General features: G+C 66.3%; 20 protein-coding genes and 1 riboswitch. Of the genes, 9 read left to right on the forward strand and 11 right to left on the reverse strand.

Going from position 1 to position 20,707, the window contains the following annotated elements; all coding sequences use genetic code 11:
- Nucleotides 1–221 precede the first annotated feature (221 nt).
- Nucleotides 222–1,478, reverse strand: coding sequence for an aspartate kinase (locus EYB42_RS10240; protein WP_135450003.1), 1,257 nt, complete (start codon nt 1,476–1,478; stop codon nt 222–224).
- A gap of 306 nt (nt 1,479–1,784) precedes the next feature.
- Nucleotides 1,785–3,053 (reverse strand): phosphoribosylamine--glycine ligase, encoded by a 1,269-nt coding sequence (purD, locus tag EYB42_RS10245; RefSeq protein WP_135450034.1) that lies wholly within the window; start codon nt 3,051–3,053, stop codon nt 1,785–1,787.
- Between the two features lie 64 nt (nt 3,054–3,117).
- On the opposite strand from purD, the gene xseA reads away from it, so the two are divergent.
- Nucleotides 3,118–4,680 (forward strand): exodeoxyribonuclease VII large subunit, encoded by a 1,563-nt coding sequence (gene xseA / locus EYB42_RS10250; RefSeq protein WP_135450004.1) that lies wholly within the window; start codon nt 3,118–3,120, stop codon nt 4,678–4,680.
- A 347-nt stretch (nt 4,681–5,027) separates the two neighbouring features.
- Here the strand turns inward: xseA and EYB42_RS10255 are convergent, their stop codons facing one another.
- Genes EYB42_RS10255 through EYB42_RS10270 form a run of 4 tightly spaced genes read right to left on the reverse strand, consistent with a single transcriptional unit; the run spans nt 5,028 to nt 7,338 of the window.
- Nucleotides 5,028–5,417, reverse strand: a complete 390-nt coding sequence (locus EYB42_RS10255) for a hypothetical protein (protein WP_135450005.1) — start codon at nt 5,415–5,417, stop codon at nt 5,028–5,030.
- Between the two features lies 1 nt (nt 5,418).
- Nucleotides 5,419–5,811: a hypothetical protein gene (locus EYB42_RS10260; RefSeq protein ID WP_135450006.1), complete on the reverse strand. Its 393-nt coding sequence runs from the start codon at nt 5,809–5,811 to the stop codon at nt 5,419–5,421.
- 4 nt (nt 5,812–5,815) lie between these two features.
- A complete protein-coding gene (locus EYB42_RS10265; RefSeq protein ID WP_135450007.1) occupies nt 5,816–6,214 on the reverse strand; it encodes a hypothetical protein in 399 nt (132 codons plus the stop codon).
- A gap of 56 nt (nt 6,215–6,270) precedes the next feature.
- Nucleotides 6,271–7,338, reverse strand: coding sequence for an alkane 1-monooxygenase (locus tag EYB42_RS10270; protein WP_135450008.1), 1,068 nt, complete (start codon nt 7,336–7,338; stop codon nt 6,271–6,273).
- A 205-nt stretch (nt 7,339–7,543) separates the two neighbouring features.
- Here EYB42_RS10270 and ftsY point away from each other — a divergent pair, with 205 nt between their 5' ends.
- The 3 genes from ftsY to EYB42_RS10285 all read left to right on the forward strand — a co-directional run bounded on the left by ftsY (nt 7,544) and on the right by EYB42_RS10285 (nt 10,203).
- Nucleotides 7,544–8,608: a signal recognition particle-docking protein FtsY gene (gene ftsY / locus EYB42_RS10275; protein ID WP_135450009.1), complete on the forward strand. Its 1,065-nt coding sequence runs from the start codon at nt 7,544–7,546 to the stop codon at nt 8,606–8,608.
- A 251-nt stretch (nt 8,609–8,859) separates the two neighbouring features.
- On the forward strand, nt 8,860–9,468 hold the full coding sequence (locus EYB42_RS10280) for an inner membrane-spanning protein YciB (protein WP_135450010.1): 609 nt from the start codon (nt 8,860–8,862) through the stop codon (nt 9,466–9,468).
- Between the two features lie 66 nt (nt 9,469–9,534).
- Entirely contained in the window at nt 9,535–10,203 is a 669-nt protein-coding gene (locus tag EYB42_RS10285) for a hypothetical protein (RefSeq protein WP_135450011.1), read from the forward strand.
- Between the two features lie 16 nt (nt 10,204–10,219).
- Here EYB42_RS10285 and EYB42_RS17350 read toward each other — a convergent pair whose 3' ends face one another.
- The 3 genes from EYB42_RS17350 to EYB42_RS10295 are packed head-to-tail and all read right to left on the reverse strand — an operon-like array spanning nt 10,220 to nt 12,308.
- Nucleotides 10,220–10,369: a hypothetical protein gene (locus EYB42_RS17350; protein WP_167850986.1), complete on the reverse strand. Its 150-nt coding sequence runs from the start codon at nt 10,367–10,369 to the stop codon at nt 10,220–10,222.
- Between the two features lie 18 nt (nt 10,370–10,387).
- Complete coding sequence (locus EYB42_RS10290; protein ID WP_167850987.1) at nt 10,388–11,341, reverse strand: tetratricopeptide repeat protein; 954 nt, start codon at nt 11,339–11,341, stop codon at nt 10,388–10,390.
- 58 nt (nt 11,342–11,399) lie between these two features.
- Nucleotides 11,400–12,308, reverse strand: a complete 909-nt coding sequence (locus EYB42_RS10295) for an alpha/beta hydrolase (RefSeq protein ID WP_135450013.1) — start codon at nt 12,306–12,308, stop codon at nt 11,400–11,402.
- Between the two features lie 128 nt (nt 12,309–12,436).
- A riboswitch (SAM riboswitch) is annotated at nt 12,437–12,514 on the forward strand.
- Between the two features lie 62 nt (nt 12,515–12,576).
- On the opposite strand from EYB42_RS10295, the gene metZ reads away from it, so the two are divergent.
- The 3 genes from metZ (at nt 12,577) to EYB42_RS10310 (ending at nt 16,480) form a co-directional block, all read left to right on the forward strand.
- On the forward strand, nt 12,577–13,758 hold the full coding sequence (gene metZ, locus EYB42_RS10300; protein WP_135450014.1) for an O-succinylhomoserine sulfhydrylase: 1,182 nt from the start codon (nt 12,577–12,579) through the stop codon (nt 13,756–13,758).
- A 153-nt stretch (nt 13,759–13,911) separates the two neighbouring features.
- Nucleotides 13,912–14,997, forward strand: coding sequence for a GTP cyclohydrolase FolE2 (gene folE2 / locus EYB42_RS10305; protein WP_135450015.1), 1,086 nt, complete (start codon nt 13,912–13,914; stop codon nt 14,995–14,997).
- A gap of 34 nt (nt 14,998–15,031) precedes the next feature.
- Nucleotides 15,032–16,480 (forward strand): TrkH family potassium uptake protein, encoded by a 1,449-nt coding sequence (locus EYB42_RS10310; protein ID WP_135450016.1) that lies wholly within the window; start codon nt 15,032–15,034, stop codon nt 16,478–16,480.
- A 12-nt stretch (nt 16,481–16,492) separates the two neighbouring features.
- On the opposite strand, the gene EYB42_RS10315 is transcribed toward EYB42_RS10310, so the two are convergent.
- Nucleotides 16,493–17,275 carry an enoyl-CoA hydratase gene (locus EYB42_RS10315; RefSeq protein WP_135450017.1) on the reverse strand — a complete coding sequence of 261 codons (783 nt, stop codon included), beginning with the start codon at nt 17,273–17,275 and terminating at the stop codon, nt 16,493–16,495.
- A 1-nt stretch (nt 17,276) separates the two neighbouring features.
- Nucleotides 17,277–17,666 (reverse strand): bactofilin family protein, encoded by a 390-nt coding sequence (locus EYB42_RS10320; RefSeq protein WP_135450018.1) that lies wholly within the window; start codon nt 17,664–17,666, stop codon nt 17,277–17,279.
- 164 nt (nt 17,667–17,830) lie between these two features.
- On the opposite strand from EYB42_RS10320, the gene EYB42_RS10325 reads away from it, so the two are divergent.
- Together EYB42_RS10325 and EYB42_RS10330 are read left to right on the forward strand one after the other, a co-directional pair.
- Nucleotides 17,831–18,796 carry an agmatinase gene (locus EYB42_RS10325; protein WP_135450019.1) on the forward strand — a complete coding sequence of 322 codons (966 nt, stop codon included), beginning with the start codon at nt 17,831–17,833 and terminating at the stop codon, nt 18,794–18,796.
- A gap of 50 nt (nt 18,797–18,846) precedes the next feature.
- Nucleotides 18,847–20,523 (forward strand): amidohydrolase, encoded by a 1,677-nt coding sequence (locus tag EYB42_RS10330; RefSeq protein ID WP_135450020.1) that lies wholly within the window; start codon nt 18,847–18,849, stop codon nt 20,521–20,523.
- Nucleotides 20,524–20,707: the final 184 nt, after the last annotated feature.

Raw genomic sequence — 20,707 nt, forward strand, 5'->3', positions numbered from 1 at the left:
GGGTGGGGCGGCATCGGCAAGGGTGACCATGCCTGCGGTTTGGGCAGCCACCACCATCCGCGCCACGCGGACAGTATGCCCTACATGCACGATCATCACAGGATGCCGGACGGTACGGCGGGCGCATCCGCTGCGAATGGTCGCGCCCGGACGGCGACCGCCACCCTGAACGCCGGCCGCACCTTGCTCTGGTACAGGCCCGGTGATGGCCGAAGCGGACCCTAGGCCTTTTCCAGCTCGAAGGCGTCGTGCAGGGCCTGCACGGCCAATTCCATGTATTTCCTGTCGATCAGGACGGAAATCTTGATCTCGGATGTAGTGATGACCTTGATGTTCACGTTCTCTGCCGCAAGTGCCGCGAACATCTTGGCGGCCACGCCCACCTGGCTGCGCATGCCGATGCCGACGACCGAGACCTTGGCAACATCGCTATCCGTCACCAGTTCGGTGAAGACGAACTTGCCCGCAGCGGCGGCATCCTCGATCGCCTTCTTTGCCCGCTCCACCTGGTTGGTGGGCAGGCTGAAGGTCATGTCGGTGAAGGCGCGTTTGTCGGTCGGGTTTTCCAGCTCGCTGATGTTCTGGACGATCATGTCCACGTTCACGCCCGCATCTGCGAGCGCCCCGAAGATCGCCGCGGCCACGCCCGGCCGGTCCTCGACCTTCAGAAGCGTCATCTTCGCCTCGTCGCGGGAATAGGCGACGCCGGAAACTACCTTGGATTCCATGATTTCATCCTCGTCGCAGACCAGGGTTCCAGAGGTTTCGGTGGCGTCCTCGAACGAGGACAGCACCCGCAGCCGCACCTTGTAGCGCATCGCCAGTTCGACCGAGCGTGTCTGAAGCACCTTCGCACCCAGCGAGGCAAGCTCCAGCATCTCCTCGAAGGCGATCTTGTCCAGCTTGCGCGCCTTGGGGCTGATGCGGGGGTCGGTGGTGTAGACGCCGTCGACATCGGTGTAGATGTCGCAACGTTCGGCGCCGAAGGCGGCGGCGAAGGCGACGGCGGTGGTGTCGCTGCCGCCGCGGCCGAGCGTGGTGATCCGCCCCTCGGGCGACAGGCCCTGGAAGCCCGCGACGACCGCGACCTTGAAGCCTTCGCGGAACTTGGCGTCGATGTTGTCGCGCGGGATCGAGACGAAGCGCGCCGCGCCATGGGCCGAGGTGGTGTTGATCGGCACCTGCCAACCCTGCCAGGACCGCGCGGGAATGCCCATCTCCTGCAGGCGCAATGCCATGAGGCCGGCGGTCACGTTCTCGCCCGAGGAGACCACGGCGTCATATTCGCGCGCGTCGTACAGCTTCGAGGTCTGCTCGACCCAGCCCACCAGTTCGTTGGTCTTGCCGGACATGGCACTGACGATCACGATCACGTCATAGCCGCGCTCGACCTCGGCCTTTACCTTCCGGGCGGCATTCTCGATCCGCGCCAGGTCGGCGACCGAGGTTCCCCCGAATTTCATCACCAGAAGCGGCATGGTCCCTCCCAAGGGCCGGATCAATCCGCGGGTCTCTTATGCAAGGCCCGTTCCGGGTGCAAGTGGCGGCGCATGGCAAATCGCGCGCCTTGGCAGGCGCGCCTCGGGTCTCGTCTCTGAGCCGGCAACCCAACCGGTTCCGGCAATGGGGGGTTCACCCCAAAAACCCCAGAGTATTTGTGCAAGGAGCAAGTGCATTCGCTCCTTCGGAAATACCCTCGGCTGATGGGGCAGGATGCCCCCATCAGCCGAGGAGGAGGGCGCAAGGCGCGACGACGAGAGGAAAGGCCTGCGGCGCAAGCCGCGCTATTCTGCAAGCGCGCGCCAGCCGATGTCTCGGCGGCAGAAGCCGCCGGGCCAGTCGATTGCATCGACCATGGCATAGGCCGCGTCGCGCGCCTCGCGCAAGGTTCCGCCGCGCGCAGTCACATTCAGCACACGGCCCCCGGCTGCGATGATCTGCCCGTCGCGCGCGGCCGTCCCGGCGTGAAACACCATGTGCCTGCTGTCCTCGGGCAGTTCCTCGAGGCCGCGGATCTGGCTGCCTTTTGCGTAGGCTCCCGGATAACCCCGTGCAGCCATGACGACAGTCAGCGCATGGTCGTCGGCCCAGTTCACCCGCACCTCGTCCAGACGGTGCTCGGCGCAGGCCAGCATGAGGTCCAGCGCCTGCGCGCCGAGGCGCATCATCAGAACCTGACACTCCGGGTCGCCGAAGCGGCAGTTGTATTCCACCAGGCGGGCGCGGCCCTGGTCGATCATAAGCCCGGCATAGAGCACCCCCTCGTAGGGCGTGCCGCGCCGGGCCATCTCGCGGATGGTGGGCAGGACGATTTCCTCCATCGCCTGCTTCTGGATGGCATCGGTCAGGACCGGGGCGGGGGAATAGGCGCCCATGCCGCCGGTGTTCGGTCCCGTATCGCCATCGCCCACGCGCTTGTGGTCCTGGGCGGTGCCGACGGGCAGGGCGTGCGTGCCATCGGAAAGGACGAAGAAGCTGGCCTCTTCGCCATGCATGAATTCCTCGATCACCACCTCGGCACCTGCGGCGCCGAATTCGCCGCCGAACATGTCGTCGATGGCCGCCAGCGCCTCGGCCTCGGTCATCGCCACGATGACACCCTTGCCGGCAGCAAGGCCATCGGCCTTGACCACGATGGGGGTGCCTTGTGCGCGGACATGTTCCTTCGCGGGCTCGGCAGAGGTGAAGCGTGCCCAGGCTGCGGTGGGGGCGCCGCAGGCCGCGCAGATTTCCTTGGTAAAGGACTTCGATGCTTCAAGCCGGGCTGCCGCCGCCGATGGGCCGAAGGTCAGGATGCCGGCAGCACGTGTGGCATCCGCCACACCGGCGGCCAGCGGGGCCTCGGGGCCGATGATCACGAAGTCGATGGCGTTCTCCTCGCAGAAGCCGACCACCGTCGCACCGTCGAGGATGTTCAGGTCGGCACATTCGGCGAGCATCGCGATCCCGGCATTGCCCGGGGCCACGATCAGCCGGTCGCATTTGGGGTTCTGCTTCACCGCCCAGGCCAGCGCATGTTCCCGCCCGCCCGAGCCCAGGATCAGGATGTTCATCGCCGCGCCCCCGCTTGGAAGTTCCGTCGCCGCGTCATAGGGTCGGGGGCGACGGAGGGCAAGCATGGACCTTTTCGACAACGGCCCGACAGCGCAGGGCAACCAGCCGGAATACACCGTTTCCGAGCTTTCGGGTGCGGTGAAGCGGGTGATCGAGGGCGAATTCGGCTTCGTCCGGGTCAGGGGCGAGGTGGGGCGGGTCAGCCGGCCGGCCTCGGGGCATTTGTATTTCGACCTGAAGGACGACCGTGCCGTGATCGCGGCGGTCAGCTGGAAAGGCCAGGTGGCGCGGATGCAGGTGCGCCCGGAAGAGGGGATGGAGGTCGTGGCCACGGGCCGGATGACCACCTTTCCGGGCCAGTCGAAATATCAACTGATCGTCGAGGATGTGGTCCCGGCCGGCGCGGGCGCGCTGATGGCGATGCTGGAAAAGCGCAAGGCCGCACTGGCGGCCGAGGGGCTGTTCGACCAGGGAAGGAAGAAGCCGATCCCCTATCTGCCGCGGGTGATCGGGGTCGTGACCTCTCCCAGCGGGGCGGTGATCCGGGACATCCTGCACCGTCTGCGCGACCGCTTTCCGCGGCATGTGCTGGTCTGGCCGGTGGCGGTGCAGGGCCAGTCCTGCGCGGCCGAGGTGGCCGCCGCGATCCGGGGGTTCAACGCGATCGAGCCCGGGGGGCCGATCCCGCGCCCCGATGTGCTGATCGTGGCGCGGGGCGGAGGGTCGCTGGAGGACCTCTGGGGCTTCAACGAGGAGGTGGTGGTGCGCGCGGCGGCGGCCTCGCGCATTCCGCTGATCAGCGCCGTGGGGCACGAGACGGACACCACGCTGATCGACTACGCCGCCGACCTGCGCGCGCCCACGCCCACTGCGGCGGCGGAGCTGGCGGTGCCAGTGCGGCTGGAGCTGGTGGCGGCGCTGGAGGCCCTGGGTGCGCGGCTGGTGCGCGGGGCGGTGCAGGGGGTGACGTTGCGCGGCCAGCGGCTGCGTGATCTGTCACGCGCGCTGCCCCGGCCAGAGGCATTGCTGGCGACGCCCCGGCAACGGCTGGACACAGCGGCGATGCGGCTTTCGGCGGGGCTGGGGCTGGCCGCGGCGGTGAAGCACCGCGCTTTCGATCGCGTGGCGGGGCGGTTGCAGCCGGGGGCACTGCGGGCTGGGCTGGCGCGGCAGCGCGACCAGCTGGCGGCCAGGGCCGACAGGTTGCACCGTGCCGTTGCCCAGCGGCTGGACCGGCGGGGCGAGCGGCTGACTGGCCTGGCTGCCCGGCTGACCCCGGCCCTCGTCCGGCTTCTGGGCGAGGCAGCGCGACGGGCGGCCGAGGGGCGGGCGCGGCTTTCGGTGCTGGCTGACCGGCTGGAGGCGGCCCCGACGGCGCGGCTGGCCCGGCTTCGCGACCGACTGGAGGCCCTGGACCGGACCCGGACGACGCTGGGCTATCACGCGACCCTGAAGCGGGGCTATGCGGTGGTGCGCGGCGACGGGGCAGTGGTAACGACGAAGGCAAGGGCGGCGGCAGCGGCGGCCCTGGAGATCGAGTTCCACGATGGTCGGCTGGCGCTGGGGGCAGGTCCAGCGCGACAGGGCAGGGATGGGGGCGAAGGCGGACAGGGAAGCCTTTTCTGAAACGGCGTGCCGCCCGTGGGGCATCGAGCCCCCCTACGCGGCCTTAGGCGTATGAAACGGTGGCCGGGGTCGCCGGGATCACCGCAGGCTCGTCTTGAGGGTCTGCTGCGCAAGCCTGGGGCGAATCCCCGGATGCGGCCGAGTGAAGACCTGTCGCTCAATCCGTTTGGCGGGAACCGCAAGATACGAGTTGAAAGGCGCACCGCGTCATGCGGCGCAAGTCCGTGGACGCTGCGGCACCTTGACCGGGTCACCACCGCAGGCGCGTCGTGTCCGTCACCGCGGCACTGTCACGGTAGCCGCAGGCACCCAGGGTTGTCCCGGGGAAAGGCACAATGGGCTGGCGCTCATGACCCCAGGTCGGGGCCGGGACAGGCAAGCGGCTGGTGAGAGATGGTCACCTCTGCCACAGGCGAGTCCGGGTTTCCGGCGATCCTTGCAAGGACACGGTCGCCATCGCGCCAGAAGCTCCAGCAGTGCGGCCCGGGACCGGTTTCGTAGTGAAAGCAGATATCGCCGCCCTGGGGATACCACTGGCCTGCGACGCATGCCCCGCCGGCATCGGCATCAAGCGTCCGCCGATCCGGGAAATGCTGTTCACTGCCCCAGAGCTGTCCGTCGATGCGATAGTCGAGTGTGCGACCGTTGGACCAGGACTCGAACTCTTCCGGCGTCATCCGTGTCTGGGCCTCGACGGTGGCGCCGGAAAGGGCAAGAATCAGGGCCGGGCGCAGCATCTCAGGCCCCCACGTCCGGGCCGGGGCAGGAGAGCGGCGTCGCGCTGCGCTCGGTCTCGTGAAGCTCGGCCCCTGGCTCTGCCTCGGTGGACAGGGCTGCCAGCGCGCCAGCTTCCATCCAGAAGGTCCAGCAGTGCGGGGTCGGATCACTTTCGTAAACGAAGCAGATCGCCTGACCTTCGGGATACCAGGTGCCATGCTGGCAGATGCCGGGTGCCACCGACCAGCGGACCTTGCGGCCCGGCAGGTATTCCTCGATGCCGAACACCTGGTCCTGCTGGCGGTAGGTGATTGTCTGGCCAGTCACATGTGCCTCGAAGGCCTCGGCGGTCAGCGGCGGGTTCGCATGGGCGAGGCCGGGCATCAGGCCCAGCATGAGAATGGCCAGCCGCATCGGCTCAGACCCCCACATCGGGACCGGCACAGGGCAGCGGGCCGCCGTCACGCGAGGATTCCAGAATCTCCCAGCCGCCACCTTCGCCCATGTAACGGCCACGAATGCGACCGTCTTCCAGGAAATACAGCCAGCAGGCAGGAGTGGGGTCGTCTTCGTAAGCGAAACAGATCTGGTCGTCCTTTTCATACCAGATGCCGTAGATGCAAAGCTCGCCCTCGAAAGCCCAGCGGACGCGGCGTCCGGGCAGATATTCCTCGGTGCCGAACAGGCCGTTGCCGTAGTCGTAGGTGATGGTCTCGTTCGTGGTATTTGCCTCGAACTCGGCACCCGTCATGGGGGTTTCAGCCAGAGCCGGCAGGGCTGCGACGAAAAGGGAAAGGCCGGCAAGAACAGGTCGCATCAATCGCTCCGGGAACTTCGGGGCGGAAGGTGCCAGAGAGTGGCGCTGATTTCCAGTCAAGCCCGCGTGTCCTGCGCCGGTGTGGGGGGCCGGTGCCAGCGCACGAGATGGGGACGAATCGCGCGACGCCAAAGACGGGGCATCAGCGCCAGCGTGCAGGCGACGGGAAGGGGCCAGGGCAGGCGGGGGGCTTCTTCGGGCGGTGGCAGGCGCAGGGCGGGGAAGGGGCGCCCGGGACTGGTGTGATGGTCGGAGTGGCGCGGGGCGTTCAGCATCAGCGCCGAGGTGAACCAATGTGCGGTGTTCCAGCTGTGACGGGGGCCGACGGGTTCCAGCCTGCCATCTGCGCGCTGGCTTCGGGTCAGGCCATAGTGCTGGACGTAGTCGGACAGCAGGATCTGCATCTGGGCATGGAGTGACAGCAGTACCCAGACCAGAACCCCGGCCGGGCCGGCCACCAGCAGGGCGGTGGCAAGGGCCAGGGCGCTTCCGGCCAGGTAGCCGGCATAGGGGTGCAGGCCTTTCCACGGGCTGCGGGCGCGCAACTCGGCTTCGGCCTGGTAGCCCTGGACGAAGCTGCCATGCCAGGCGCGCAGGGCGAAGCGATAGAAGCTTTCGCCTGCGCGAGCTGTGTTGGGATCCAGGGCGCTGGCGACATGACGGTGATGTACCAGCCGGTGGGCGCTGGCATGATGACCGAACAGCAGGGCGGAATAGACCGCAGCCCCCAGCCGGAAAAGTTGGCGCCGGGGGCGGTGGATCAATTCGTGCGCGGCGGGATGCGCGACCTGACCCAGCCAGAGACCTGTGGCGAAGAACACAAGCACCCGTTCGCCCGCCGCAAGGCCGCTTTCGCCCGCAATGGCCCAGGTCGCGACCGGCAGGGCAGTCAGCGCACCGATCGCCACGCTGACGAGGAGCAGGTCGGCAGCAGGGAATTCTTCCCCCTCGGCACTGCCAGCGGTCAGCGGGATCAGCTGGTCCAGCATGACGGTGAGTATGGCCATGTACAGAAACGCGGCCCAAAGCCATATCCCGCCCACCAGCGCCCCCAGCGCAAGAAGCGGCAGGGGCAGAAGGGCGGCCAACGCAAAGGAGGCCAAGGGCAGGGGGCGGCCAGTCATGGGCTGGAAAGTAACATCCCCGCGCGGCCCTGCCAGTCGCGAGATTGCCGCAGGCAGGACGCAGTCCGTTTGTCGCCCCACCACGCCAGCCTCGCTTCTGTGGGAAAGACAGGGCAGCGATCGTCGAGCTCGGTCAGTCGGCGGGACTTTCCACGCGCGGCCAAAGCGATTAGGTGGAAGAAAACGGCAGGAAAGGCGGTGGGCCATGTCCTTTTTCAAGAAGCTGAAGGACCGTCTGTTCCGTTCCTCGGACAAGATTGGCGAGGGGCTGGAGGCGCTGGTCGCCGAAGGGGGGCCAGGGGACGAGGCTGGCGCGGCCCCTGCCCCGGCTGCACCCTCGACGGCGCCCGACACCGGATCTGTCGCGTCGCCCGCTCCGGCCGAATCCGCGAAACCAGGCCTGCTGGGGCGCATCCTGGGCCGGGGCGAGGAAAGCCGCCGTGTCCTGGACGATGCCATGCTGGAAAGCCTGGAGGAACTGCTGATCCAGGCCGACATGGGGGTTGAGACGGCGGTGCGCGTGACGGCGAACATCGCCGAGAGGCGCTTCGGCAAACGGGTCTCGGCAGCCGAGCTGCGCGCGGCGCTGGCGGCCGAGGTGGCGCGGATCATGCAGCCGGTGGCGCGGCCGATGCCCCTTTATCCGCAGAAGCCGCAGGTCGTGCTGGTGGTAGGGGTGAACGGGTCGGGCAAGACCACGACGATCGGCAAGCTGGCCAGCCAGTTCAAGGCCGCCGGCAAGCAGGTGGTGATCGCAGCCGGCGATACCTTCCGCGCGGCTGCGGTGGATCAGCTGAAGATCTGGGGCGAACGGGCGGGCGTCCCCGTGCTGACCGCCCCCGAAGGCTCGGACCCCGCAAGCCTCGCCTTTGATGCGCTGACGAAGGCCAAGGCCGAGGGCGCGGACCTGCTGCTGATCGACACGGCAGGCCGCTTGCAGAACCGGGCCGACCTGATGGAGGAACTGGCCAAGATCTTCCGCGTGATCCGAAAGGTCGATCCGACCGCGCCGCACAACACGCTGCTGGTGCTGGACGCGACCACCGGCCAGAACGCGCTGACCCAGGTGGAGATCTTCCGCAGGATCGCCGATGTCTCGGGCCTCGTGATGACCAAACTGGACGGCACCGCCAAGGGCGGCGTGTTGGTGGCGCTGGCCGACCGCTTCGGCCTGCCGATCCATGCCATCGGCGTGGGCGAACAGATCGACGACCTCGCCCCGTTTGACCCCGATGATTTTGCCCGTGCGCTGGTGGGATCTGAAGGTTGAGGGGCCATTCGACGGCCCCTTTTGCGCCAGAGCGGATCGGGCCTTGCGTGGCCGGCCCGGTCCCTTCCGCCCAAGGGACGTCCCCCTGGTGCCTGTCGGGCGGTGACGCGATTGTGCCTCGACAGCGGGATGCGGGGGCCGGGCTTGCCACCTGTCTCGGCCGCCCGTGGCATCCTGCCATGCGCCGCCGCCCTTGAACCGCTGACCGATCCGGGCCAGATAGGCGGAACAAGGAACGGGAAGGGCCCAGGATGGCTGAGCGGAAGATCAATCCGGTGCTGAAGCAAGTGCTGGAACTGGGGCCGACGCTGGCCTTTTTCGTGATCTACATGTGGATCAAGGATGACTCGTTCCTGATCGCCGGAACCGAATATTCGGGCTTCATTGTGGCGGCGGTCATTCTGGTGCCGCTGCTTCTGGCCTCGATTGCGGCCCTGTGGTGGCTGACGGGCGCCTTGTCGCGCATGCAGATCTTTGTTGCCGTGATGGTCGTGTTCTTTGGTGGGCTGACCGCCTGGTTTAACGATGAGAGTTTCTTCAAGATGAAGACGACGATCGTCTATGGCACCTTCGCGCTGATCCTTGGCGCGGGCCTGCTGCGTGGGGTCAGCCTGCTGCAATGGGTAATGTCCGAAGCTTTGCCAATGAAACCAGAGGGCTGGATGATCCTGACCCGGCGGCTGGCGCTGATGTTTGCGGCCTTGGCCATTGCGAACGAAGGGATCTGGCGCACGCAATCGACAGAGCTTTGGGTGAAGCTTGAAACGTTCGCCATGCCCGCCGCGCTGTTCCTGTTCCTGATGGCGCAGTTCGCGATGCTGGCGCGCTACATGGAAGAGCCGCCCGAAGACAAGCCCTGACAGAGTGCACAGGAATGCCGCCTGAAGGTCAGCTTCCTGCCGCAGACCTGCCTTGATGCGCGGATAATGAGAACGGCGAAGCTGTGGGAGTTCGCCGCCATGCACCGCCAGCCGTTCGACGTGATCCGCCTGTTCCTGAGCCTGTTCCAGGATCTGCCGCCGATCTCGCGCAGCATGTACATTCCCGGCGCAGTGCTCTTGCTGGGCTACCCGGCCCTGTCAGTGCTTCTTGGCGCCGACCACGAAGGTCAGGCCTTCGTTACGGCCTTCCTGCTGGCGCTGGCGGTTCGTATCGCGCTGGGGTTCGAGGGCATGGTCCTGCGGATGCGGACGCGCTATTCGCCCGCTCGCACGGCCTTGCTGGCGCTCAGCTTTGCGGGGCTGCCGCTTCTGGTGCTGGCCGCAGTCGATGCGCCGATCTGGTGCCAGAGGATGCAGAGCGTGTTCTATGTTGTCATCGGTGCCATCTTCCTGATGGATGTCCTGAAGAACCGCAACGACACCGCCGCCAGCTTCTGGCCTGACGCGGAAATGCGCGGCCACCTGCCGAACCTTACCCGGATGATGGTGGTATACAACTTCGCCTTCCTGCTGCTGAACGAAACGCTGATCCAGGTGATGGATGCCTCGCACTGGTTGCTGTTCTGGGCGGTCCTGCCGGTAATCGGCCAGATGGTCCTGCGCGCCATGGTGCTGACGGTGATCAATCTGGACGATGACGGCCAACCGGTCTGAGGGGTGGCGTTCGGCTTCAGGCCTTCGCGAGACATGTATTCTTCTTCACATCAAGGCAGCGTCTGAGCGCCGTCAGCACCGCTGCCGGCGTGTTCGACAGCGGAAGGAAGCCAAGGCCCGACAGGCTGCGAGCGTAGGTGCGGGACAGGCCGGGTTCAAGGCGCATGGCCTCGGAATAGCTGGCTTAGACGTCGTCAAGCCGGTCCAGCGCCACGTCGATCCGCGCCAGGGTGTCGTGAAAGATCGCCGCCATCTGCTTGTCGTCGGGGTTGCTGCGCAAGATCTGCGTTGCAGCATCGGCCTCGGCCGCCTTGCCCGCATCCAGAAGGGCACGGCCCAGGATGTGCAATGCCGTAAGGTTGTCCGGATAGCGGGCGAGCAGGGCCAGCGCCCCGGCGGTGACGGTTTCGGGGGACTCCATCTGTGCCACAGCCATCAGCCGGCGGGACAGGATGTCTACCTCGATCACCGGATTGGGGTTTGGCACGACATCCGGGCTCATTGCCTTGTCGGCGGTGGTGATCACCTCCTGATGGCGGCCCAGCACGGCCAGCGCGGCCAGCTTGTTCCAGTAGGCGTTCTGGTAGCCGGGCGCCAGTGCGATGGCCATGTCGAAATAGCTGATCGCCTCTTGCGCGCGGCCGAGTACGGTCACGCAGCGGCCCTTCATCTCGTTCGCAAAGGCATGTTCGGGATCAAGACGCAGTGCGTTGTCGGCATCGTCGGAACACCGCTGATCCATTCGGAATTGCCACCAGGCCTCTGCCCCGTTGGCCCAGGCGTCTGCATGGTCTTCGACTGCCAGCGCCGCGGAATAATGCGCGAGGGCCCCGGCCAGATCGCCCTGATCATGGCGGACATTGCCCAGTTCGACCCAGACCCAGGAATTGTCCAGAGTCACCTCCAGCGCCTGTTGCAGGGTTGCCGCCGCAGCTTCGTAGTCGCCCAGCATCCGCTGCGCCTCGCCCTTCATCGCCAGGGCAAAGGCCGCGTCGCCGGGATTGTCCGACGCATCTAACGCCTGATCGCAGAGCGAGATACGGGCGGTGTAGTTGCCGCTGCGGTCGGCGCAGGTTTGCGACCAGGCCGGGATTGCGGGCAGCAGGACGGCAAGGATGAGGACGAGTGGGTGCCGCATCAGGGGCTGCGGAAAACCGGGTGCCAGGTCACGACTGTCGCGCGGGTTCCGGCGAAAATCAAGTGTGGCAGGCATCGGGTCCGGGTTGCCAGCCGCGCCCTCCCAGAAGCAGCCGCGACCAGCGCCGACCGGGGCGATTCAGTGGCAGGTCGCGCACGGCAAGCCGCCCCTCGATCAGCGCGCGGTAAAGCGCGATGGTGCCGGGGCGCAGATAGGGGGACCAGTGACAAATACGCCGGGGCGGGGCGGTCAGCGGGTGGCCGAGTGCGGCCAGCGCCTGCAGCGTCTGTGCCTGATCAATCCAAAGATCGTGCCAGTTTGGCAGCCGGCGCCCGAGGCCCTGACCGATCGAAGTGCGCAGGCCAAGGTGGATTCCCCATTCGAAGCAGGCGTCGAACAAGTCGTTCTCGCGGGTGGTGACATTGATCACCTCCACCGATCGGCCCGCAGGCGTGCCCATTGCAGCCAGCGCCCGACCGCGCGTTTCGGCCGGTGCCAGCAGGATCATCCGGGTGATATGATCTGTCGCGCTCTGCGACAGGGCGGCAAGTGCCACCCGCGCGCCCAAGGAATGGGCGATGACCTGGACCCCGCGCCCGGTCCGGGCATGGACCAGTCCTGCGATCTCGGCCAGTGCAGCGCCGGTCCGGCCGGCGCGCCAGTGCGCGCGCCAGGGATCGCATTTCGCGTTCCAGCCCAGCGCGATGCCAAGGCCGGCCGTTCCATTCAGCCCCAGGTGCCGTGGCCAGCTGACCGCGCGCCGGTCGTCCGGCCGCGGGTCGAGCGACAGGATCGAGCCATGCGGACAGTCGCGCGCAAAATCCGGGGCATAGCGCCAGCCGTGGATCATCACCACCACGGGCGCGGTCGGGGGGAGCAGGTCGAGCTTGCGCCCCAGCCGTTCACGGTCAAGCTTCAGGCCGTCGGGGCCCATGTCGGCGCGGATCGGACGGGAATCGTCGGTCATGGCCTGCCTCGTGCTGCTGGGTTGCACGCCTTCTGGCGTGCGGCAGCGACGGCGGGGTGACGCGGCGATGACCGGCGCATGACAGGGCCGGGGTGTGGCGCCTTGACCACGGTCGGGTCGGGGCGTATGAGGCGGTTCGTGGTGCTTTGTGACCGGATTGCGGGCCACGTTAAACAAGCCGCTAAAGAGGTGAAGGGCTCGCACCCCGGCACCTTTCAGGGTCCGGGGCTTTTTCATGGTCGCAAGGCCAGCAAGGAAAGATCGGGCGATGACGAAGGACTGGAAGACCCGCACGCAGCTGGTGCATGAAGGCAGCCGCCGCAGCCAGTACGGCGAGATGGCCGAGGCGATCTTCCTGACGCAGGGCTTCGTCTATCCCTCCGCCGAGGCCGCCGAGGCGCGGTTCCTGAAGGCGGGCGAGGACGAGTTCATCTATGCCCGCTACGGCAACCCCACGACGCGGATGTTCGAGGAGCGCATCGCCGCACTGGAAGGAACCGAGGACGCCTTCGCCACCGCCAGCGGCATGGCGGCCGTCAGCGGCGCGTTGATGTCAGTGGTCCGGGCGGGCGATCAGGTCGTCTCGTCGCGCGCGCTGTTCGGGTCGTGCCTGTATGTGCTGGAAGAGGTGCTGGGCAAGTTCGGTGTGCATGTGACCTTTGTCGATGGCGCCGACCTGAACCAGTGGCGCGCGGCGGTTACGCCCGGCACGAAGGCGGTTTTCTTCGAATCGATGTCGAACCCCACGCTCGAACTGGTGGACATCCGCGCGGTGAGCGAGATCGCCCACGCGGCGGGGGCGATCGTGATCTGCGACAACGTCTTTGCCACCCCGATCTTTTCGCGGGCGGTCGAGCAGGGCGCGGATGTCGTGGTCTATTCCTCGACCAAGCATATCGACGGTCAGGGCCGCGCGCTTGGCGGCGTGGTCTGCGGAAGCCGCGAATTCGTTCGCAAGACGCTGGAACCCTACATGAAGCATACGGGTGGGTCGATGAGCCCCTTCACCGCCTGGTTGCATCTGAACGGCTTGGCCACGCTCGACCTGCGCTGCCGCGCCATGGCGGATACCGCGTTGCAGGTGGCAAGGGCGCTGGAAGCACATCCGAAAGTGACCAGGGTGATCTATCCGGGCTTGCCGGGCCATCCGCAGCACACGCTGGCCATGGCGCAGATGGGGTCCGGGGGCACGCTTGTGACCTTCGAGGTCAAGGGCGGCAAGGAAGCGGCGTTCCGCTTCCTGGATGCGCTGGAGATCGCGAAGATTTCGAACAATCTGGGCGATGCCAGGACCATCGCGACACACCCGGCCACCACCACCCACCAGCGCCTGCCGCAGAACCAGAAGGACGCGCTGGGGATCACCCCAGGCCTGATCCGGCTGTCGCTGGGGCTGGAGGATGCGGGTGACCTGATCGCCGACCTGACCGGGGCGCTTTCCGCCGCGTGACGGTCGCAAACCCCGCTTGTGCGGGCGGCTGAAATGCCTATCTGATGAAGGCCTGCCACGGACCAGGGTGATCCGGCGGCGGTCATCATCCGTAAGACTCTCCGGAAATTGACGGCAGGCTCTTGCCTTGCCCGAACCGAAAGGACCCTTCCCATGAACATCCACACCCCCGAGATCGACCGTCTGCCCACCCGTGACGAGGCCGAGGCTGCGTTGGCCGTACTGCGGCAATGGGCGGGGAAGGTCTCGGACGAGGAGATCTCGAGTCTGGATGCGGCGGTGGGGTATCTGCTGCCAGGGCAAGGCTATCCGGCCCTGTCGCGTGATTATCCGGGCGATTTCCGCCCCGATGCGGCCTATCTGCGCGCCATGCCCGACCTTCAGAACGGGCCGTCCAGCCTGATCCGTGGCGCGAAGGCGCGCATTCAGCATGTGGGCATATCGAATTTCCGACTGCCGATCCGCTATGCCACTCGCGATGGTGGCGCCGTGGTGCTGGAAACCAGCGTGACCGGCACTGTCAGCCTTGAGGCGGAAAAGAAGGGCATCAACATGAGCCGCATCATGCGGTCGTTCTATGCCCATGCGGAACGAGAGTTCTCCTTCGGCGTGATAGAGGCGGCGCTGGACGATTACATGCGGGATCTGGGCTCATTCGATGCGCGCATCCAGATGCGCGCGTCGTTCCCGATGCAGTTGTCCTCGCTGCGGTCGGGCCTTTCCGGCTGGCAGTACTACGACATCGCGCTGGAACTGGTTGAGACCGCCGGTGTGCGCAAGCGGATCCTGCATCTGGACTACGTCTATTCCTCGACCTGCCCGTGCAGCCTGGAACTTTCGGAACATGCGCGCATGACGCGAGGTCAGCTTGCGACTCCGCATTCGCAGCGGTCGGTTGCGCGGCTGTCGGTGGAACTGACGGCCGAGATGGCGATCGAGGATCTGATCGACCTGGCCCGCAGTGCCGTGGTCACTGAAACACAGGTGATGGTCAAGCGCGAGGACGAGCAGGCCTTTGCCGAACTGAACGCGGCGAATCCGGTCTTCGTGGAAGACGCAGCGCGGCTGTTCTGCGAGGCGCTGCGGGCTGATCCCCGGATCGGCGATTTCCGGGTGATTGCCAGCCATCAGGAAAGTCTGCACAGCCACGATGCGATCAGCCTGCTGACCGAAGGCGAAACCTTTGCCGCGACCAGCCTTGACCCGCGGCTGTTCGCAAGCCTCATCCACGCCGGTTGACGCAACCGGCGGGGCCGCGTAGCCATGGCCCACCATGGTTGACTTCCGCCCCGTCGCCTATGTCATCGGCCGCATCCTGATCGTTCTGGCGATCCTGATGCTTGCGCCGGCGATCATCGACTGGCGAGCCGGGCTGGAGAACGGCACGGCTTTCCTTGTATCTGCGACGATCACCGGGGTCGTGGGCGGGGCGCTGACGCTTTCCACCGGCAATGCGCTGGGCCGTGCGCTGGACACGCGGCAGGCTTATCTGCTGACCGCAGGGATATGGTTCCTGGTACCATTCTTCGGCGCGTTGCCCTTCTGGATCGGTGCGCCGGGGTTAAGCCTTCTGAATGCCTATTTCGAGGCGGTGTCGGGCATCACGACAACCGGTGCCTCGGTGATTTCGGGTCTGGCGGATCTGCCCACGGGCATGAACCTGTGGCGGGGAATGCTGAACTGGCTGGGAGGGCTGGGCATCGCCTTCATCGCCATGATCTTCCTGCCGCTGATGCGGATCGGGGGTATGCAGTTCTTCCGCACCGAAGGCTTCGACACCTTCGGCAAGGCGCTGCCACGCGCAACCGACATCGCCCGGCAGCTTCTGCTGGTCTATTCCGGGCTGACGGTGATCATCATGCTAACCTACGCCGTTCTTGGCATGCCGGCGGTCGATGCGGTGATCCACGGCATGACCACTGTGGCGACCGGGGGATTTTCGTCCAAGGATACCTCGTTCAGCGGCTACAGCCCGGCAATACAGTATGCTGCATCGGTATCGATGTTCGCAGCCAGCCTGCCTTACATCCGTTATGTTCAGCTGATGAACGGAACCCCCGGCCCCCTATGGCGCGATGCCCAGGCACGGGCCTATTTCCGCTGGCTGATGAGCGCGGTGATCGGGCTGGCTGTGCTACGGGTCTGGCAAAGCAACACGGGTATCGAGACCGCCTTCCGCGAAAGTCTGTTCAATCTGAGCTCGATCATGTCCTCGACCGGCTACGGGGCAGGCAGCTTCCCCAGCTGGGGTGGCGCGATGCTGGTCGTCAGCTTTGTTCTGGGCGTGGTCGGCGCCTGTTCGGGATCTTCGGCGGCGGGCCTGTCGGTTTTCCGGGTTCAACTGTCGCTGGCCGTGCTGCGGCGCGAGATCCGGCGCATCGGCAGTCCATCAAGCGTGGACCCGATCCGCTATGACGGGCGGACGGTGGAAGAGGACGTCCTGAACGCGCTGATCCTGTTCGTGTCGAGCTTCATCCTGATCCTGGGCGTGATGAGCGTGGCGATGACGCTGCTGGGGGTCGATACCGTGTCGGCGCTCTTCGCTGTCTGGACGACACTGGGCAATGTGGGCTACGGCTTCGGGCCGATGGTCGAGCGCACGGGCACCTTCATTGACTTCCCGCCGGGGGCCATCGCGATCATGACGCTGTGCATGATCCTGGGTCGGCTGGGCCTGCTGGCGGTGTTGGTGCTGGTGCTGCCCAGCTTCTGGCGACGCTAGGACCGCGGGTCTTCATCCCCTGTGCGCGCTGCGGTCCAGGAAGGCCTGGATACCCTGGGCGGTCGCCGCCAGAAGCGCGTTCTCGACCATGACATCGGTGGCCACGCGGTAGGCCTGATCCAGTGGCAGGCCGATCTGTGCGCGGAAACCGGCCTTTCCGATGCGGATGGCATCGGGATCCTTCGCGGCGATGCTTGCGGCAAGCGCCAGGGTTTCGGCCTGCAGCCGGTCGGGAGTGGCCAGGCGGTTGACCAGCCCAAGGTCATGCGCGCGGGGGGCGGCAAGGAACTCGCCCGTCGCCAGCAGCTCGAAGGCAATGGCAGGGGCAAGCCGACGGGTCAGGGCAACGGCGGGGGTGGAACAGAACAGACCGAGGTTGATGCCGTTCACGCCGAACCGTGCCGTTTCGGAGGCCACGATCAGGTCGCAGGAACAGGCCAGTTGGCAACCCGCCGCGGTGGCCACGCCCTGCACTTGCGCGATCACGGGCTGGGGCAGGGCGGCAATCTGCTGCATCAGCAGGGCGCAGCGGTCGAACAGCGCCGTCAGGGCCGAGCGCCCCTTGTCGTTCGCAGTCCGGCAGCCCTGCATTTCCTTCAGGTCATGACCGGCTGAAAACGCCTTGCCCTCGGCCGCCAGGATCACGACGCGGATGCTGTCGTCTGACCCGATCGCGCCAAAGGTTTCCGCAAGCTTCTCCAGCATTGCCGAAGACAGGGCATTCAGCGTCTGCGGCGAAGACAGGGTCACGGTGGCGATGCCGCCATCATCCGTCCGGGTCAGAAGTCCGGACATCTCAGCCCTTGGGTTTGAGGAACCGGCCTTCCATCGAGGCGCCGCTTTCGATCACGATGCCCGCGGTCGTGACATCCGCCTTGACCTCGGCGGTCGAGCGGAGGGTGAAGCTGTCGCAGGTCACCTTGCCATCGAACCGGCCCTTCACCTCGACCGTGTCGGCCTTGACCGAGCCGGTCACCCGACCCTCTTGCCCGATGATCAGTCCGTGGGCGGTGATGTTGCCGTCGATCTCGCCCAGAACCTCGACCGACCCGGTGGTGCTGATCTCGCCGGTGATCTTCAGGTCGGCACCAAGGACCGAGCGGCTGACATTCGTCCCGGCGGTCGAGGGGCGCGACACCGAAGGCGCCACGGGGGCGGAGGTCGGATCGGAAGTCTTGGAAAACATCGGGGGCATCCTTGAAAGGGGTTGCACCGATAAGGCGGGATCGGAGCCAAGGGGTCAAGGGGCCGAGTGACCCGCTGGCGGCTTTCCCCCGATTGTGATGTCGCAACGGGGGCTGACAAGGGGTCATGCGGGTGCTCAGATGCGACGGGAATCAGGGGGGCACAATGACGGATGACTTTTTCGCGCCGGTTTCGGGTTTCGATCTGCCGCGCTTTGCGGGGGTGCCTACCTTCATGCGCCTGCCGCATGTGCCCTTCGACCATCCGCGCTTTGCCGAGGTGCAGATCGGCCTGATCGGGGCGCCCTGGGACGGTGGAACGACGAACCGGCCCGGTCCGCGCCATGGGCCGCGGCAGTTGCGCGACCTGTCCACAATGATCCGGGCGGTGAACGGGGCAACCTGGGTGGCGCCGTTCAGGCTGGCGCGCTGCGCCGACCTTGGCGACGTTGCGCCGAACCCCGGCGACCTGATGGATTCGATGGCGCGTATGGAGGCCTTCTATGCGAAAGTGGTGGCTGCAGGCATCCGGCCGCTGACCGGTGGCGGTGATCATCTGTGCAGCCTGCCGATCCTGCGAGCCCTCGCCAGGCAGCGCCCCGTCGGGATGATACAGTTCGACAGCCATACCGATCTGAACGACGTCTATTTCGGCACCTCGCGCTACAACCACGGCACGCCCTTCCGTCGCGCGGTGGAGGAGGGGCTGATCGACCCCCGGCGCTATTGCCTGATCGGCATCCGCGGCACGGCCTACGGGCGCGAGGACTGGGACTTCGCCCAGGCCAACGGGATCCGCATCATCCCGATCGCCGAGTTCCACGCGCGGGGGGCCGAAGACGTGATGGCCGAGGCACGCGAGATAGTCGGGCCAGGGCCGGTCTATGTGACCTACGACATCGACTTCGTGGATCCCACCTTCGCGCCTGGCACCGGGACGCCGGAGGTGGGCGGTCCGAACAGCTGGCAGGCCCTGCAGGTGGCACGGGGGCTGCGCGGGCTTGACGTCGTGGGGGCGGATCTGGTCGAGGTCTCGCCACCCTTCGACCCCTCTGGCGGGACGGCCTGGCTGGGGATCAGCCTGATGTTCGAGATGCTCTGCGTCATGGCCGAGCAGATCGCGGGGCAATAGTCGCGGCGCGCGCCCCATCCGGAAGAAAGCAAGCAGCAAGCGAGGAAGCCATGTCTGGCCCCGAAATGATAATCACCAACGCAAAGGTCCTGACGATGGACGAGGACAACCCGCGGGCCGAGGCGGTGGCCCTGTCGGGCGGGCGGATCCTTGCAGTGGGAAGTCGCGAAGAGGTAGAGGCCCTGGCGGGACCGGGGACGCGCCTGTTGGACGCGGGCGGACGGACGCTGTTGCCGGGCTTCGTGGAAAGCCACCTGCATCTGGTCCTTGGGGGGAACGAACTGTCCCAGCTGCAACTGGGCGGCGTGCATGGGTTCGACGATCTGGCGCGTCTGTTCCGGGACTATGCGGCGAAGAACCCGGAACTGCCGCTGTTGATGGCACAGGGGGCGGCCTACGAGATCCTGGATCATCCGGTGACGCGGCAGGATCTGGACCAGGTGATCGCCGACCGTCCCATTGCAATGATGGCGCCGGATCACCACACGGTATGGGCCAATACGGCGGCTCTCAAGGCGGCCGGCATCCTGCACGGGGCGGCGATGCCGCCCGGCCACGTGGTCGTCATGGGGTCGGACGGAACCGCGACCGGCGAACTGCTGGAGTTCGAGGCCTTTTCACCGGTTCTGGCGCTGACGGGCGATCTGCATCTGCAACTGGGCATTGCGACGGGCGGCGAGCCCGATCCCTGGCCTGACGCCGCCCAGCGGGCGAAGGACAAGCAGAAGGTGGCCGCAGGGCTTGCCCACTGCGCCATGCATGGGATCACCAGCATGGTGAACATGGATGGCAACCGCTACACCTGCGTCCTTCTGAAAGAGATGGAGCAAGAAGGGCGTCTGACGGCGCGGGTGAAGGTGCCCTTCCACTTCAAGCCACACATGGATCTGACCGAGCTGGACCGCGCGAGCGCCATGGCGGCAGAGTTCCAGGGCGAATGGGTGACAAGCGGCTTCGTCAAGATGTTCATGGACGGGGTGGTGGACAGCCGCACCGCCTTCATGCTGCATGACTATCCCGGTACGACGGAACGCGGGGCGCCGCTTTTCGAGGCGGAACGGTTCAAGGACATCTGCACCGAGATCGACCGGCGGGGTCTGCAGATCGCGGTCCATGCCATCGGCGATGGCGCGGTGCGGCAGACGATCGACGGATACGAGGCCGCACGGCTGCGCAACGGTCCGCGCGACAGCCGGCACCGGATCGAGCACATCGAGCTGATCGACCGTGCCGACGTGCCCAGGCTGGGGGCGCTGGGAATCACCGCATCGGTCCAGCCGCCGCATCCGCCCGGCGCGATGGACTTCCCGATGTCCACGATGGACCATGTCTTCCATCGCCACCGCTGGAAGGATGCCTACCTGACGCGGACACTGGCCGAGCACGGCGCGCATCTGGCCTTTGCTTCGGACTGGCCGGTGACGGATGTCAGCGTGATGCGCGGGATCCAGGCGGCGCTGACACGCAAGCCCTACGAAGGCTGCCAGGACGAACGGGTGGGGCTGATGGAGGTGCTCAAGGCCTATACCGCCGGCGGGGCCTGGGCGGCGCATATGGAAGGTCTGACGGGAAAGCTGCGCAAGGGTCTGGCGGCCGATCTGGTGCTGATCGACGGCGATATCGAGTCGATTCCGGCCGAACAGGTGGGCCGGACCGGAATCGCCCTGACCGTGGCCGGGGGCCGGGTGACGCACGACCCGTCCGGCATGGCGGAAGGTGCAGAGTAAGATATTGATTTATAAGGGGAAGATGGTGGTTTGAAAAAAATCGTCATCTTCCCGTCATTTTCCCTCTTGCGGCTGGTGTGTGGTCTCCGTAAATACCGGCTCACCGAAGCGGCAGCGTGACGGTGACGGGCGGAAGCGGCGGATGAAGCTGTGGAAGTCTGGAAAATCTGAAGACAAGGCGCGA

Source organism: Tabrizicola caldifontis (assembly GCF_004762095.1).
GTDB classification, from domain to species: Bacteria; Pseudomonadota; Alphaproteobacteria; order Rhodobacterales; family Rhodobacteraceae; genus Tabrizicola; species Tabrizicola caldifontis.

Excerpts from the sequence above, each read along its gene's own strand:
- EYB42_RS10255 (WP_135450005.1), bottom strand. The coding sequence starts at position 5,417 with ATGCTGCGCCCGGCCCTGATTCTTGCCCTTTCCGGCGCCACCGTCGAG.
- EYB42_RS10325 (WP_135450019.1), top strand. The coding sequence starts at position 17,831 with ATGACGGATGACTTTTTCGCGCCGGTTTCGGGTTTCGATCTGCCGCGC.
- metZ (WP_135450014.1), top strand. The coding sequence starts at position 12,577 with ATGACGAAGGACTGGAAGACCCGCACGCAGCTGGTGCATGAAGGCAGC.
- ftsY (WP_135450009.1), top strand. The coding sequence starts at position 7,544 with ATGTCCTTTTTCAAGAAGCTGAAGGACCGTCTGTTCCGTTCCTCGGAC.
- EYB42_RS10290 (WP_167850987.1), bottom strand. The coding sequence starts at position 11,341 with ATGCGGCACCCACTCGTCCTCATCCTTGCCGTCCTGCTGCCCGCAATC.
- EYB42_RS10295 (WP_135450013.1), bottom strand. The coding sequence starts at position 12,308 with ATGACCGACGATTCCCGTCCGATCCGCGCCGACATGGGCCCCGACGGC.
- EYB42_RS10270 (WP_135450008.1), bottom strand. The coding sequence starts at position 7,338 with ATGACTGGCCGCCCCCTGCCCTTGGCCTCCTTTGCGTTGGCCGCCCTT.
- EYB42_RS10285 (WP_135450011.1), top strand. The coding sequence starts at position 9,535 with ATGAGAACGGCGAAGCTGTGGGAGTTCGCCGCCATGCACCGCCAGCCG.
- EYB42_RS10240 (WP_135450003.1), bottom strand. The coding sequence starts at position 1,478 with ATGCCGCTTCTGGTGATGAAATTCGGGGGAACCTCGGTCGCCGACCTG.
- EYB42_RS10330 (WP_135450020.1), top strand. The coding sequence starts at position 18,847 with ATGTCTGGCCCCGAAATGATAATCACCAACGCAAAGGTCCTGACGATG.
- EYB42_RS10265 (WP_135450007.1), bottom strand. The coding sequence starts at position 6,214 with ATGCGACCTGTTCTTGCCGGCCTTTCCCTTTTCGTCGCAGCCCTGCCG.
- EYB42_RS10310 (WP_135450016.1), top strand. The coding sequence starts at position 15,032 with ATGGTTGACTTCCGCCCCGTCGCCTATGTCATCGGCCGCATCCTGATC.
- xseA (WP_135450004.1), top strand. The coding sequence starts at position 3,118 with ATGGACCTTTTCGACAACGGCCCGACAGCGCAGGGCAACCAGCCGGAA.
- EYB42_RS10315 (WP_135450017.1), bottom strand. The coding sequence starts at position 17,275 with ATGTCCGGACTTCTGACCCGGACGGATGATGGCGGCATCGCCACCGTG.
- purD (WP_135450034.1), bottom strand. The coding sequence starts at position 3,053 with ATGAACATCCTGATCCTGGGCTCGGGCGGGCGGGAACATGCGCTGGCC.
- folE2 (WP_135450015.1), top strand. The coding sequence starts at position 13,912 with ATGAACATCCACACCCCCGAGATCGACCGTCTGCCCACCCGTGACGAG.
- EYB42_RS10320 (WP_135450018.1), bottom strand. The coding sequence starts at position 17,666 with ATGTTTTCCAAGACTTCCGATCCGACCTCCGCCCCCGTGGCGCCTTCG.
- EYB42_RS17350 (WP_167850986.1), bottom strand. The coding sequence starts at position 10,369 with ATGCGCCTTGAACCCGGCCTGTCCCGCACCTACGCTCGCAGCCTGTCG.
- EYB42_RS10280 (WP_135450010.1), top strand. The coding sequence starts at position 8,860 with ATGGCTGAGCGGAAGATCAATCCGGTGCTGAAGCAAGTGCTGGAACTG.
- EYB42_RS10260 (WP_135450006.1), bottom strand. The coding sequence starts at position 5,811 with ATGCGGCTGGCCATTCTCATGCTGGGCCTGATGCCCGGCCTCGCCCAT.